The 12,779-nt window shown below is 71.9% G+C and carries 13 protein-coding genes; 6 read left to right on the top strand and 7 right to left on the bottom strand.

The annotated features are described in order from the left end of the window. Positions 1–20: 20 nt before the first annotated feature. Complete coding sequence (locus AIF0345_RS15075; protein ID WP_268917324.1) at positions 21–1,289, bottom strand: sensor histidine kinase; 1,269 nt, start codon at positions 1,287–1,289, stop codon at positions 21–23. A gap of 1 nt (position 1,290) precedes the next feature. Then, complete coding sequence (locus AIF0345_RS15070; protein WP_268917344.1) at positions 1,291–1,950, bottom strand: response regulator transcription factor; 660 nt, start codon at positions 1,948–1,950, stop codon at positions 1,291–1,293. Between the two features lie 240 nt (positions 1,951–2,190). Here AIF0345_RS15070 and AIF0345_RS15065 point away from each other — a divergent pair, with 240 nt between their 5' ends. The 4 genes from AIF0345_RS15065 to AIF0345_RS15050 are packed head-to-tail and all read left to right on the top strand — an operon-like array spanning position 2,191 to position 5,811. Beyond that, positions 2,191–2,679, top strand: a complete 489-nt coding sequence (locus tag AIF0345_RS15065) for a hypothetical protein (RefSeq protein ID WP_268917323.1) — start codon at positions 2,191–2,193, stop codon at positions 2,677–2,679. Next, positions 2,676–3,878 (top strand): peptidoglycan-binding protein, encoded by a 1,203-nt coding sequence (locus AIF0345_RS15060; RefSeq protein WP_268917322.1) that lies wholly within the window; start codon positions 2,676–2,678, stop codon positions 3,876–3,878. Before AIF0345_RS15065 ends, AIF0345_RS15060 begins: the two co-directional genes overlap by 4 nt. Then, on the top strand, positions 3,875–4,612 hold the full coding sequence (locus tag AIF0345_RS15055; protein ID WP_268917321.1) for an ABC transporter ATP-binding protein: 738 nt from the start codon (positions 3,875–3,877) through the stop codon (positions 4,610–4,612). Before AIF0345_RS15060 ends, AIF0345_RS15055 begins: the two co-directional genes overlap by 4 nt. Next, a complete protein-coding gene (locus AIF0345_RS15050; protein ID WP_043560988.1) occupies positions 4,609–5,811 on the top strand; it encodes an ABC transporter permease in 1,203 nt (400 codons plus the stop codon). Before AIF0345_RS15055 ends, AIF0345_RS15050 begins: the two co-directional genes overlap by 4 nt. 261 nt (positions 5,812–6,072) lie before the next feature. On the opposite strand, the gene AIF0345_RS15045 is transcribed toward AIF0345_RS15050, so the two are convergent. Then, positions 6,073–6,495, bottom strand: a complete 423-nt coding sequence (locus AIF0345_RS15045) for a YjdF family protein (RefSeq protein ID WP_273166920.1) — start codon at positions 6,493–6,495, stop codon at positions 6,073–6,075. Positions 6,496–6,725: 230 nt separating this feature from the next. On the opposite strand from AIF0345_RS15045, the gene AIF0345_RS15040 reads away from it, so the two are divergent. Both AIF0345_RS15040 and AIF0345_RS15035 read left to right on the top strand, forming a co-directional pair. Then, positions 6,726–7,190, top strand: a complete 465-nt coding sequence (locus AIF0345_RS15040; RefSeq protein ID WP_268917319.1) for a GNAT family N-acetyltransferase — start codon at positions 6,726–6,728, stop codon at positions 7,188–7,190. A gap of 129 nt (positions 7,191–7,319) precedes the next feature. Next, positions 7,320–8,063, top strand: coding sequence for a Fic family protein (locus AIF0345_RS15035; protein ID WP_285296594.1), 744 nt, complete (start codon positions 7,320–7,322; stop codon positions 8,061–8,063). Positions 8,064–8,101: 38 nt separating this feature from the next. On the opposite strand, the gene AIF0345_RS15030 is transcribed toward AIF0345_RS15035, so the two are convergent. The 4 genes from AIF0345_RS15030 to AIF0345_RS15015 form a co-directional block, all read right to left on the bottom strand. Next, entirely contained in the window at positions 8,102–10,444 is a 2,343-nt protein-coding gene (locus AIF0345_RS15030) for a prolyl oligopeptidase family serine peptidase (protein WP_268917317.1), read from the bottom strand. A gap of 175 nt (positions 10,445–10,619) precedes the next feature. Beyond that, a complete protein-coding gene (locus AIF0345_RS15025; protein WP_268917316.1) occupies positions 10,620–10,802 on the bottom strand; it encodes an Rv0909 family putative TA system antitoxin in 183 nt (60 codons plus the stop codon). A gap of 120 nt (positions 10,803–10,922) precedes the next feature. Continuing rightward, positions 10,923–11,582: a hypothetical protein gene (locus AIF0345_RS15020; protein WP_268917315.1), complete on the bottom strand. Its 660-nt coding sequence runs from the start codon at positions 11,580–11,582 to the stop codon at positions 10,923–10,925. A 247-nt stretch (positions 11,583–11,829) separates the two neighbouring features. Next, positions 11,830–12,537, bottom strand: a complete 708-nt coding sequence (locus AIF0345_RS15015; protein ID WP_285296593.1) for a hypothetical protein — start codon at positions 12,535–12,537, stop codon at positions 11,830–11,832. Positions 12,538–12,779 lie beyond the last annotated feature (242 nt).

The following is a 12,779-nucleotide window of genomic DNA, read 5'->3' as shown; positions in this document are numbered from 1 at the left end:
GAGAAGGGGCCGGCGGCGCGTCACAGGGCCCCGCCCTCCGGCTCGCCGCTGCGCGCGGGCAGGTCGAGGACGACGCTCAGCCCGCCCGACGGGTTCGCGGACAGCTCCAGGACGCCGTCGTGGGCGGCCGCGACCGCGGAGACGATGGCCAGGCCCAGGCCGTGACCGTCGCCGCGGGTCCGGCCCCGCCCGGCGCCGCGCACGAAGGGCTCGCGCAGTGCTGTCAGGTGCTCGGCGGGCACGAGCGGTCCGTCGTTGGACAGCAGCAGCCGGGCCCTGTCGCCCGCGCGGGCGAGCCCGAGCTCGACGCCGCCGCCCGCGACGTTGTGCCGCACCGCATTGCGCAGCAGGTTGGAGACGGCTTGGCGCAGCAGCACCGGGTCGCCCTCCACGACGACGATGTCGCCGGGGGCCGCCGGCAGGGTCACCTCCCGCTCGGCGGCCTCCGGGGCGAGCTGGGCCAGCACCGTGGCCACCACCTCGCCGAGGTCCACCTCCTCGCGGTAGATGTCCCCCGACTGGGCCTCCGCCAGGTCCAGCAGGGCGTCGACGGTCTCGACGTTCGCTTGGTTGGTCTCCCGCAGCCGCTCGACCAGGGAGCGCAGCTGGTCCGCCGAGGCGCCGGGGTCGACCAGGGTCACGTCGATCATGGTCTGGGCGGTGGCCAGCGGCGTGCGCAGCTCGTGCGAGGCGTTGGCGGCGAAGCGGCGGTAGGTGGCCAGGGAGGACTCCAGGGAGTCGAGCATGTGGTCGTAGGTGTCGGCCAGGTCGCGGATCTCGTCGTGCGGGCCGGCCAGCGCCAGACGCCGGCTCAGATCGCCGGATGCCGCCTGCTTGGCGGCCTCGTTCATGGTCGACAGCGGGGCGAGCATGCGACCGGCGACCACCCAGCCGACAGCGCCGGACAGCAGGGCGAGCAGGACGAGCGCCCCCAGGGAGATCCCGAGCATGGTGTTGAGGAACTCCGACAGGAGGGTGACCCGCAGGTAGATGGACCCGTCGCTCTCATTGGTGCCCACCACCGGCGCTTCGGAAACCGGCACCTCGAAGCGGCGCATATAGAGGTAGACCAGGGCGATGAGGACGGCGCCCGACCCGGTCACCAGGCCCGCATAGGTCAGGGTGAGCCGGGCGCGGATGGTCAGCCTGCGGGCCCTGGGCCTCCGGGCCGACTGCCCAGACGGCGGCGACGCCGACAGAGCCGAAGCGGTCGTCGTCGGTCCTGACGCGGATGACGCCGTCCGGGCCGTCTCGACGGCCGGGTCGCCCGAGCTGCGCTGCGACGACATGTCAGCCCCCGAAGCGGTAGCCGGCGCCCGGGACCGTCTGGATGACCCAGGGCCGGCCGAGGCGCTTGCGCAGGTGGGAGATCGTCACCCGCATGGTGTTCGAGAAGGGGTCGGCATTGGCGTCCCAGGCCTTCTCCAGGATCGTCTCGGCGCTGAGCACCCCGCCGTCGGCCTCCATGAGCAGCTGCAGGACCGCGAACTCCTTGGGGCTCAGCCGCACGAAGTGGCCGTCGCGTGAGACCTCCCGGCGGAAGGGGTCCAGCCGTACCCCCTGGGACTCCAGGACGGGCCCGCGGGCCGGCTGGTTGCGCCGCTCCAGCGCGCGCAGGCGGGCCACGAGCTCGGGGAACTCGAAGGGCTTGACGAGGTAGTCGTCCGCCCCGATCTGGAAGCCCTCCACCCGCTCGCGCAGGGAGCGGGCCGCGGTGAGCATGAGCACTCTCACCTCCGGGTGCTCGCGGGCAAGGCGGGCGCAGACCTCGTCGCCGTGGGTGCCGGGCAGGTCCCGGTCCAGGACGACGACGTCGTAGTCGGCGATCTCGACCTGGGCCAGCGCCTCGGCGCCGTCGCCCGCGACGTCGACCGCCATTGTCTCGCGGCGCAGCCCTGTGGCTATCGCCTCTGCGAGGTAGGACTCGTCCTCAACCACCAGCACGCGCACGTCATCGACCTCCAGGCTCTGCATCCTCCCGCGGTCTCCCGCGTCTTCCCGAGCCAACGATAGGGGAGACGGGGTTAAAACCCGCGTAAAGATTTTTCTAAAGGCTCTCGCAACGTCGGCTTCGCTGAGATTGTGCCCAGCTCCGGACGGACCGGGGCCCGGCGCTGAGCCGCCCCGGATGCCGGGGCGGCGCGCGCACGGGAGCTCAGAACCCACGATCGAGGAATGAGGAGAACCCCAATGAGGAACGGCAAGACGAGGATGTTCGCGGCAGCGGCGAGCGTGGTCTGCGCTCTCGGGATGGTCGCCGCGTGCGGGGGCGGCAAGTCGGCCGACGCCGCCGATGCCTCCACCAGCAGCACGGCCGATGCGGCCCAGGACTACAACCTCAAGTTCAACCAGTGCCTGCGCGACGCGGGTTTCAACGTCTCCGACTCCGCGGACGACAAGGACGTCCGTACCCAGGACGTGGGCGGGGACGCGGCCGCTTTCAACACCGCCGTCGAGGAGTGCGAGAAGAAGCTCGGCACGCCGCCCGGGGCCAGCACCCAGGGACCCGACGACCCCGAGATCCTCAAGTCGAGCATTGCGCTCGCCGAGTGCCTGCGCAACGACGGCTACGACGTCAAGGACCCCGAGCCCGGCAAGGGCCTGTCCCTCGACGTCGGCACCATCCCCCAGGAGGCCATTGAGAAGTGCGCCGCCGCGACGTCCGGGGACAGCCAGTGAGGCTCAGGCGTCGAACCCGTGACGCCGGGGGCGACCTCGCGTCCCTCATCGAGGGCGGTGAGGGCGCGGGCGACCCGGCCGGTGCGGAGGCCCCGAGGAGGAAGGGCTCCGCGCACCCGACCCGCCGTCGGCTCCTCATCGGAGCCGGCGCCGCCCTCCTCCTGGTCGGAGCCGGGGCGGGCACCGCGGCGGCGGTCGGAGTGCTCCCGGGCCAGGCGAGGAAGAACGAGGACAAGCCCGCCGAGTTCACCGGCACCACCGAGGAGATCACCCGCGGGACCCTGCAGGGCGAGACGAGCGCCGCCGGCACCCTGCGCTTCTCCGACTCCCACGTGCTGCGCTCCGGATTCGAGGGCGTGGTCACCTGGCTGCCGGCGGCCGGCACAGTGCTCCACGCCGGCGACCAGCTCTACGACGTCGGCGGCGAGCCCGCCTACCTCATGCACGGCTCCATCCCCGCCTGGCGCGCCTTCGAGGACGGCATGAGCAAGGGCAGCGACGTCCAGCAGCTCCAGGCCGCCCTGCAGTCTCTGGGCTACTTCACCCGCGAGCCGGACGGCACCTTCGGGTGGTGGACCATGCGGGCGATCAGGGCCTGGCAGAAGGACAAGGACCTGGAGCAGACCGGCGCCATCCCGCTGGGGCGCGTCGTCTTCGCCCCGGACGACCTGCGCGTGGGCTCCATCAAGTCCCGCGTGGGGGACAAGGCGGCGGTCGAGGGCGACCTGTACGACGTCACCTCCACCGCCCAGGTGGTGGACGTCAACATCAAGCTCGCCGACCAGCAGCTCGGCGTCGTCGGCAACAAGGTCACCCTGCACCTGCCGGGGGCCGTCGACACCACCGGCACCATCTCCTCGGTGGGCACCCCCACGGAGAAGAGCGGGTCGGGCGACTCCAAGGAGAAGGAGCGCGTCATCCCGGTGACCATCACGCCCGACGACGCCTCGGTCACCGCGAGCTTCCAGGAGGTCTCGGTCACCGTGGGCCTGCCCAGCGACAAGCGCGAGAACGTCCTGTCCGTGCCCGTGGGTGCGCTGGTCGCCCTGAGCCCGGAGCAGTTCGGCGTCGAGGTGGTCCAGGCCGACAACACGACCCAGCGGGTCCCGGTGACCACCGGGCTGTTCGCCGCCGGCCGTGTCGAGATCTCGGGCGAGGGCCTGGCCGAGGGGCAGCGCGTGGTGGTGCCGCAGCGATGAGCCGCATCCTGTCCCTTCGCGATGTGCGCCGCACCTACGGGGAGCCGCCCGTGGCCGCCTGCGCCGGCATCAGCCTGGATGTAGACCGCGGCGAGTTCATCGCCGTTGTCGGCCCCTCCGGCTCGGGCAAGTCGACTCTGCTCAACCTCATCGGCACCCTCGACCGGCCCAGCTCGGGAACCGTCGAGATCGACGGCCTCGACGTCGCCGGGCTGTCGGACCAGGACCTGTCGGCGGTGCGCGCGCGGCGCATCGGCTTCGTCTTCCAGCAGTTCCACCTGGCCGACGGCGTGACGGCGATCGACAACGTCGCCGACGGCCTGCTCTACCTGGGGGTGCCGCGAGGCGAGCGCCGCAGGCGCGCCGAGACCGCCCTGCGGCGCGTGGGGCTCGGGCACCGCCTGCGCCACCGCCCCCACCAGCTCTCCGGCGGTGAGCGGCAGCGCGTGGCCATCGCCCGCGCCGTCGTCGGGGACCCGCCCCTGCTCCTGGCAGACGAGCCGACCGGCAACCTCGACTCGGTCTCGGGGGCCTCGATCGTCGAGCTCCTCCACGAGCTGCACGAGCAGGGCACGACGGTGGTCGTCATCACCCACGACAACGAGCTGGCGGCCAAGCTGCCGCGGCGGGTCGCCATCCGGGACGGGAGGATCGTCTCAGACTCCGCCCACCCGGAGGCGGGTGAGGCCCGCCCGCGGGCGGGCGAGGCGACAATGGCGAAGGAGGCACAATGAGCTCGACGACGACGCGCCCGAAGCGCTCGCACCTGCGTCCGGCCGACATCCTGCGCCTGGCCGGAACGGGCCTGCGAGCCCGACCCATGCGCGCCTTCCTGTCCGCCCTGGGCATCGCCATCGGCATCGCGGCCATGATCGCGGTGGTCGGCGTGTCCACCTCCAGCCGGGCCCAGCTCACCGCCCAGCTCGAGTCCCTGGGCACCAATATGCTCACCCTCACGCCGGGCTCCGATCTGACCGGCACCGAGGTCAAGTTCCCCACCGACGCCGTCGGGCGCGTGAACAAGATCGACGGCGTCCAGCAGTCGAGCTCGACCTCGCTGGTCAAAGCCTCCGTCTACCGCAACTCCCTGAGCGACAAGGCGGCGACCGGCGGCATCTCGGCCCTGGTGGCCGAGCCGGGGCTGCTCGACGTCGTCGCCGGCGAGGTGGACAAGGGGGCCTGGCTCAACCCGGCCACGTCCTCCTACCCGTCCACCGTGCTCGGGGCCTCCGCCGCCCGGCGACTGGGCGTGGTGGAGCCCGGCACCCAGGTGTGGCTCGGCGGGACGTCCTTCACCGTGGTGGGGATCCTCAAGCCGTCGGTGCTGGCGCCCGAGCTCGACAATGCGGCGCTCATCGGGGCGCCCGTGGCCGAGAGGCTGTTCGGCTACGCGGGCAATCCGACGACCATCTACGAGCGCAGCGCGGACAAGGCCGTCGAGCGGGTCAGAGAGCTGCTCGGCCCCACGATCTCGCCCCAGGCGCCCGGGGCCGTCAAGATCTCGCGGCCCTCGGACGCGCTGGCGGCCAAGAACGCCGCCGACCAGGCCTTCACCAGCCTGCTGACCGGGGTCGGCTCGATCGCCCTGATCGTGGGCGGGATCGGGGTGGCCAACACCATGATCATCTCGGTGCTGGAACGGCGCCGCGAGATCGGCCTGAGACGGGCCCTGGGGGCGATGCGCAGCCATATCCTCATCCAGTTCCTCGCCGAGGCCCTGCTTCTGGCGGGGCTGGGAGGAGCGCTGGGCTGCGTCATCGGGGTCGGGGTGACGGCCGGGGTGGCGGCCGCCAACGGCTGGCCCTTCTCCCTGCCAGCGCTCATCATCCTGGCGGGCCTGGGGGTCACGGTCATTATCGGCGCGGTGGCGGGGCTGTACCCGGCGGTGCGGGCGGCGCGCACGCCCCCGACGGCGGCCCTCAACGCCCAGTAGACCTGCACGCAGCTCGCACGGAAGGAGGAATACAAGGAACGACAGGGGAAGATGTCCAGACTCCGCGGCCTATTCCAGGTACGACGGCCGCGGGGATCCACCGAGTGAGAGGAGGTTCATAGCACGACGAGCCGCCGAGCGCGTGTTTCAGGGGTACGCGCCGGCGGCTCTCGTGTGCCCGCGCGCCCGTCCAGCACGCAGCCCCGCCGGCACCCTCGCCCCTCTTCGCCGAGATCGGTCCAGTTCCGCGTCGAGATCGGTTCACCGGCCTCGGTGGCGCGCTCGGGCGCGTGCGCGTCGCCTCGCCCTGGCCTCCTCGCGTTCCCGACGGCGTCGGGCGGCCTCACCCTGTGCGCGGGCTGCGACTCGTGCCTCCCGGTCTGCGGCGAGGGCCTGCTGGGAGGCGGTGGCGCCGTGCGGCTGGCGCGCCTGCCGGGCGGCCTCGCGCTGGGCGCGCTTCGGATTGCGCGCCCGCATTGCCGGGCGGCCGCCGTCGATGGGCTGCGCAGCGGCCGCGCGGCCAATGAGGTCGTTGCCGTGGCGGCGGAGCCAGTCCTCGATCTCCGCGCCGCTCGGTTCTCGGCCGAAGACGACTCGGACGGCCCGGATCCGGCCGCCGTCGTGCTGCTCGAGCACGCCCACCCACCGGTGGCCGTCGAAGAAGATGGTGAAAGTCGTCGCCATTGTGCCTCCAGGTACGCCGAAGCGGACCTGGTGACGCCGGATTCCTCGACGGAGCGAGGCGACGGGCACGGGCGGGGTGCCGCCCGGACTTCCTACCGGGCAGTGCGATTCGCGCACCAGGAGCTGATGGGGCGATTCTACCGCCGCCGACGGAGCGCCGTGGCGCACGCCTCGACTCGGCCCGGGTGAGGGCCTTTGCTCATGCTTGGGCCCGCGGTAGTTTCGTGACCGTGGATGATGCCATTGTCGTGAGACGGGCGACCGTTCCCGACGTCGGTGCTCTGGTGGCGCTGCGCGAGGAGATGTTCCGCGTGACGGGGACGGCGATGACGGATGGCCGGTGGCGGAGCAATGCGCGCCGCTGGTTTCTTGAGAGGATCAGGGACCCGATATACGGGATCTTCGTCGTGCAGGCGGACCGGGAGGTCGTTGCCTGCGCGATGGGGGCGGTCCGGGACGCCGCGCCCTCGCCGGAGGTTCCCGACGGCCGTGACGTGCTGGTCAGCAACGTGTGCACTCTTCCGGCTCATCGCGGCCGCGGACACGGCCGGAGGGCCTTCGAGGCGGTGATGCGGTGGGCCGCATCGACCGGCATCGGCCGGGCCGAGCTCATGGCCACCGAGGCGGGACAGGGCATGTACGAGCAGACCGGCTTCACGCTCAACAAGTTCCCCGCCATGCGTGCTGACCTTTGAGCGTGCTGAGGCGACGGCGTCTCGATGTGGAAGTTGTGGAAGTGAACCGATCTCGAGCCGGAAGTGAACCGATCTCGGTGCGGGTGACTCGTAGCATGGAAGCCCTGCGGATCGGGGAGGGGGTGCGGCATGCCCGAGCGGGGCGAGTACGCCATTGACCCCACGGGGTTCGCGCGCACCCTGCGCGAGCAGCGCCGCACCCGGATGAAGGGCGGCCTCTACCACCTCAACCAGGTGCTCATGGCCTACAACTCCAACCGGATCGAGGGCAGCCGCCTCGATGAGGAGCAGACCCGCTACATCTACGAGACCCGCACCATTGCCGGCGATGCCCTCCCCGTTGACGACATTGTGGAGACCGTCAACAGCTTTGAGCTGTTCGACGCCGTGCTCGACCGGTTCGACGAGCCGATCACGGCAGCGGTGATGAAGGACTACCACCGGATCCTCAAGCGCGGGACGGCCGACGCCCGCAGGCCGTCCTTCGCCGTCGGCGGCTGGAGGCGCGTGCCCAACGTCGTCGGCGGGCGGGAGACGGTCGCCCCTGGGCGCGTCGGGCCGGCGATCGAGGATCTTCTGGCGCGCACGCCGGGGTCCATGACGCTCGACGACGTCGCGGACTTCCACCACCGCTTCGAGAGCATCCACCCTTTTCAGGACGGTAACGGCCGGGTCGGCCGGATGCTGATGTTCCAGCAGTGCCTGCGCAATGGCCTCATGCCCTTCATCGTCCTCGACGCCACGAAGCTCTTCTACTACCGGGGTCTCAACGAGTACGAGCACCAGCCCGGGTTCCTGCGCGAGACGCTCCGCTCGCTGCAGGACGACTACTACGCCCGCTTCGCTCCGTTCGTCGAGGTGCTTGACGAGTAGCTCGCTGTGGCTCGGTGCAGCGGACCGATCTCGGCGGGCTAGCGCAGGGTCCGCCAGGCGAAGTCGTAGGTCAGGGCGCTCATGAAGGCCCGCTGCGCATTGGTCGAGGCCCGGCCGTGCCCGCCCTCGGAGTTCTCGAAGTACGTCACCATCTGCCCCAGGCTCTCCAGCCGGTGGGCCATGGTGCGCGCGTGCGCCGGGTGGACCCGGTCGTCCCGGGTCGAGGTCACCAGCAGCACCGGCGGGTAGTCGTGCCCGGCCTCCAGCAGGTGGAAGGGGGAGAAGGTCCGGATGAACTCCCACTGGGCCGGGTCGTCCGGGTCCCCGTACTCGGCCCGCCAGGAGGCGCCGGCCAGCAGGTGGGTATAGCGGCGCATGTCCAGCAGCGGCACCTCGCACAGCACCGCCCCGACCAGGTCGGGGTACTGAGTGAGCATATTGCCCACGAGCAGGCCGCCGTTGGAGCCCCCGTGCACGGCCAGCTGCCCCGGCGCGGCGACGCCCCGCTCGCTCAGCGCCCGGGCGACCGCCGCGAAGTCCTCGTAGACGCGGTGCCGGTGCTCCTTGAGCCCGGCGCGGTGCCAGGCCGGCCCGTACTCCCCGCCCCCGCGGATGTTGGCAATGACATAGGTGCCGCCCCGCTCCAGCCACGCCTTGCCGGTCACCGGAAGGTACCCGATCCCCAGTGGCACCTCGAAGCCGCCGTAGCCGTACAGGATCGTCGGCCCGCCCGCGGCGCGCCCCTCGGCGTCGGCGACCGGCCGCCCGATCTGGAAGTAGGGTACGCGCGTGCCGTCCGCACTGACCGCCACGTGCTGGCTCACCTCGACGCCGGTCGCATCGAAGCGCTCCGGCGCGGCGCGCAGCACCTCGACGCCGGTCAGGGCGCCGTCGTCGTCGAGCTCGCCCGCCATGAGGGTGGTCGGCCGGGTGAAGGACGACGTCGTCAGCCACAGCCGGTCGCCCTCCCGCCCGTCGACGGCGGTGGCGCTGACCTCGATCAGGGGCCGGCCCGGGCGCAGCGCAGTGGGGTCGGGCTGCGCGTCGGGCCGCGCAGGAGCGTCGGCTTCGGCATCGGCGCGGGCGCTGGCATCGGGCCTCCCGGCCAGCGCGCCCAGGTCCAGGGGGCGGCGCGCCCACCCGCCGGTGGTGGCGCGCGGGGGCGTGAGCACCTCCAGGGCGGCCGCACAGTCGTCGAGCAGGGTGAGGGCCAGGTGGCGGGCGGTTGCGGTGAAGCCGATCAGACAGGCCGACGGCGTCGGGGCGAACAGGGTCTCGAAGTCGCGCCCGCCGGCCAGGAAGTCCTCCAGGGGCGCGGCCAGCAGCGAGCCCGCCCGGTGGACGGCGCCGCCGGTCTCCCAGTCCTCGCGCAGGCTGACCAGGAGCCAGTCCCACACGGCGGAGGCCTCCGCGGAGGCGGGCACGTCGATGTGCACGGCTCCCGGGGCCACGGTCGCGGAGGCCTCCGCCAGGGCGCCCGGTCCCGACGACGCCGGGAGGGCGGGGGCGCCGTCGGGAAGCAGCCACAGCTCCTCGGTGTAGAAGTCGGGGCGTGTGAGCAGCCAGGTGCGGCCCCAGCGGTCGCGGTGGGCCCAGGCGCCGTCGTCGTCGGCTGCGGCGGTCAGCAGGACCTCGCCCTCGGCCGGCTGCTGGCCGCGCAGCAGCCGCCTGACCTGGCGCGGGTACCCGGAGGGGGACAAGGAGCCCTCGCCGAGGTCGGTCAGGGCCAGCACCGAGCCGCCCTCGTCGTCGGCCCACGACAGCGACCCCTTGGAGGCCCCGCGGTGAAAGCCGCCCTCGGCGGGCGGGACGAAGCGCCCGGTGTCGAGGTCCAGCTCGCGGGTGACATCGGCGTCCGCACCGCCGTCAGACAGGGCCACGAGGGCCCGCCGACCGGCCAGGGGCCCGGTGCGCAGGACCTGGGCGCCGTGCCACACCCAGGCGACGCCCTCCGCCTCGCCGAGCGCGTCGAGATCGAGCAGCACCTCCCACCGGGTGCCGGTCTCGGCGGAGGCCGCGCCTGACGCAGCGGTGCCGTTGTCGGCCCGACCGGGGGCGCCCGCGCGGTAGGACTCCCAGGTGGTGCGGCGCCACAGGCCGCGCGGGTGGTCGGCGTCGGTCCAGAAGTTGTAGAGCAGGCCGTTCGCCTGGCCGACGGCGGGGATGCGGTCGGGCGAGTCGAGGATCGCCTCGGTCTCGGCCCGGATGGCCTCGAAGCGCTCGGCTCCCTCGACGACGGCGCGGGTCGCGGCGTTGTGCTCGGCGACCCAGGCGAGGGCCCGGTCGCCCTCGATGTCGTCGAGCCAGGCGGGCACGGGCGGCAGGCCGGGCTGGGCGGAGGCTGCGTCGGTCGGGTCGGTCGGGTCGGTCGGGTCGGTCATGGGGGCATTGTGCAGGAGGTTCCCGGGCGGGGGCCCGCCGGGCCCCCGCCCAGCCCAGGGGCCCACTGGGCGGGGCCTCGTCGTCGGGCGGGCCGGCCGGAGCGCAGGAGCCCCGGCACCCCGCGGGGCGCCGGGGCTCACCTGCGATCACAGGGCCGCTTCAATGCTCCTGGGCTCAGGCGCTGCCGATCTTGGAGTCGACAGCGTCGCGCACGGCCTCGACCTGGGAGTCGAACTTGCCGCCGGTCGCCTTCTTGGCGGCATCGGCGGCCTTGTCGAGAGCCTGATCGGTCACGGCCTCGCTCTTGTCGGAGCCGAGGAGCTCACCAGCCTTGCTCGTCAGGTCACCAAGTCCCATAGCGACCTCCTTTCGTCGGGGTGCGCGGTGCCGGGCGGCACCGGCCTGGCTACAGCATGGCACGCCGGCGCGGGCGCCGCGAGTCACAAAATGATGTGGGCGGCGGGCGGCTCGTGGGCGTCAGGACAGGGTGGAGATGATGGTGTCGGTCAGCTCCTTGGTGCGGGAGGCGTCTGATGTCAGCACCGTAATGGTCGTCCAGTCGCCGTCTTTGCTCGAGACAATGATTGAGGCGCCCTGCACCGCGGTGGCGTACTCGGTGATGGAGGAGGTCATGACAGCGGCGTCTCCAAGGGCCGTCTCGGAAACGGAGTACTCGCCCGGGGTGGCCCCCCATGTCCGGATCAGCTCGGACAGAGTCTCCTCGCTCGGCAGGGAGGAGAACTCCGCCGCCGGTGCGACGCTCACGTTCTCCGCGTAGCTCTTCTTCCTGCGCTTCGGAGCGATGGCCTCCAGGTCGACGGCCGTGAGCGCATGGGCCTCCCCGTCGGTGCCGACGCCGAGCGTCTCGGCGATAATCGCGGTCCCCTGGCCGTCGTTGCTGATCACCTTCCATTTTGCAGGGACGTCGAAGGAGATCTGCGTTGAGGGCGCCGTGACCGTCTGGTAGCCGTCGTCGGCCCCGTCGGTGGAGGCATCCGTCGGCTCGGCGCTCTGCGAGGCCGTGCCCGTTGGCGCCGTGACGCCCCGGTCATCCTCGGAGCCGATCAATGAGCAGGACGCCAGGGAGGCGGACAGCAATGCTGCTGCTGCGGCGGTTGCGCAGGAAAAGGCCTTCATGATCGTCTCCCGATATTGCAGAGGAACCGTCTATACAGTATGTGACGATCACGATCGGAGCAGACGGGGAGAAGGCCCCCGCCGGGCTGGTGCGAGTGCACCTTGCCCGGCGGCGAGGTGGCCGCCCCGGCGGGGTTCCCGTGATGGCGGTGCCCGTCTGCTCGTTCCCGCGTGTTTGCGATGAGCGTAGTCGGGACGCGGACGCGAACAGGCGTGTTGAGGAGGCGGAGGCGTCAGGGTGGGGGCGTCAGGACAGCGTGGACGTGATGATGCCGGCCAGCTCCTTGGCGCGGGAGGTCTCTGAGGTTGACACCCAGATGAGAGTCCAGGTGCCGTCCTTGGTCCGGACGGCGATTACGGCGCCCTGCACCGTGGTGGTCTGGACGGTCATGGTGTAGGTCATGACGGCGACCTCCCCGAGCGCGGTCTGCGTGGTGGAGTACTCGCCCGGTGTGCCGTTCTGCCCCTGGATCATCTGGGACATGTCGTTCTCGGTCGGCAGGGAGGTGGGCCCTGTCACCGGCTCGACGTTCACGTTCTCGGTGAATCCCTTGTCGTCGGGAGCCGTGGACATGGCCTGCATGTCGAGGGACGAGAGCATCGTGCGGACCTCGTCGGGGCTCTTGCCGAGCGCGTCCGCGATAGCCTGAACCCGCTGGTCGTCCTGGGCGGCGTCCTTGCTCAGGATCTGCCAGTTATCGGGAATGGCGAAGGAGATCTTCGACGTGGACGTGGTGACCATCTGGTATCCGGCGGGCGCCGGCTGAGCGGATACGGCTGTCGGCTGGGCCGAGCTCTCCTGATCCTTGGAGTCGCCGCTGGAATCGTTCCTGGGGCTGGTCGAGGAGCATGCCGCCAGGGATGCGGACAGGAGCGCTGCGGCAGTGACGGCGGTTGCACGGTGGAAGGTCTTCATGAGTGTCTCCCGGTGCTTGGGGTCGTTGCTGAAGAACACTTCTCACTGTATGCGATGGTCCTGGCGCGGCGGTGGGCAGAAGTACCCACTGCCGGAGTCCGTCCGCTTCCCGCTCAGCCCTCCCCGGGCGCCCCCCCCCGCGGGGCAGATCGATGCCGGGGGCGATCGCGCCGGTCGCGACCCCCGGGGCCGCCACTCGCCAGCGAGAGCCTGCACGGCCTCCGCGCAGCGCCGGTTGCGACCCCCGGGGCCGCCGACAGCCGCCGCCACCGGTGCCGTGC

This window comes from Actinomyces israelii (genome assembly GCF_030253495.1).
Lineage (GTDB): Bacteria > Actinomycetota > Actinomycetes > Actinomycetales > Actinomycetaceae > Actinomyces > Actinomyces israelii.
Note: the sequence above shows the minus strand (reverse complement) of the source record. Positions and strands in the feature narration are given on the sequence as shown.

Bases quoted from the DNA above. Each gene is read 5' to 3' on its own strand.
- AIF0345_RS15075 (WP_268917324.1), bottom strand. From the start codon at position 1,289: ATGTCGTCGCAGCGCAGCTCGGGCGACCCGGCCGTCGAGACGGCCCGG.
- AIF0345_RS15065 (WP_268917323.1), top strand. From the start codon at position 2,191: ATGAGGAACGGCAAGACGAGGATGTTCGCGGCAGCGGCGAGCGTGGTC.
- AIF0345_RS15055 (WP_268917321.1), top strand. From the start codon at position 3,875: ATGAGCCGCATCCTGTCCCTTCGCGATGTGCGCCGCACCTACGGGGAG.
- AIF0345_RS15050 (WP_043560988.1), top strand. From the start codon at position 4,609: ATGAGCTCGACGACGACGCGCCCGAAGCGCTCGCACCTGCGTCCGGCC.
- AIF0345_RS15045 (WP_273166920.1), bottom strand. From the start codon at position 6,495: ATGGCGACGACTTTCACCATCTTCTTCGACGGCCACCGGTGGGTGGGC.
- AIF0345_RS15035 (WP_285296594.1), top strand. From the start codon at position 7,320: ATGCCCGAGCGGGGCGAGTACGCCATTGACCCCACGGGGTTCGCGCGC.
- AIF0345_RS15030 (WP_268917317.1), bottom strand. From the start codon at position 10,444: ATGACCGACCCGACCGACCCGACCGACCCGACCGACGCAGCCTCCGCC.
- AIF0345_RS15025 (WP_268917316.1), bottom strand. From the start codon at position 10,802: ATGGGACTTGGTGACCTGACGAGCAAGGCTGGTGAGCTCCTCGGCTCC.
- AIF0345_RS15020 (WP_268917315.1), bottom strand. From the start codon at position 11,582: ATGAAGGCCTTTTCCTGCGCAACCGCCGCAGCAGCAGCATTGCTGTCC.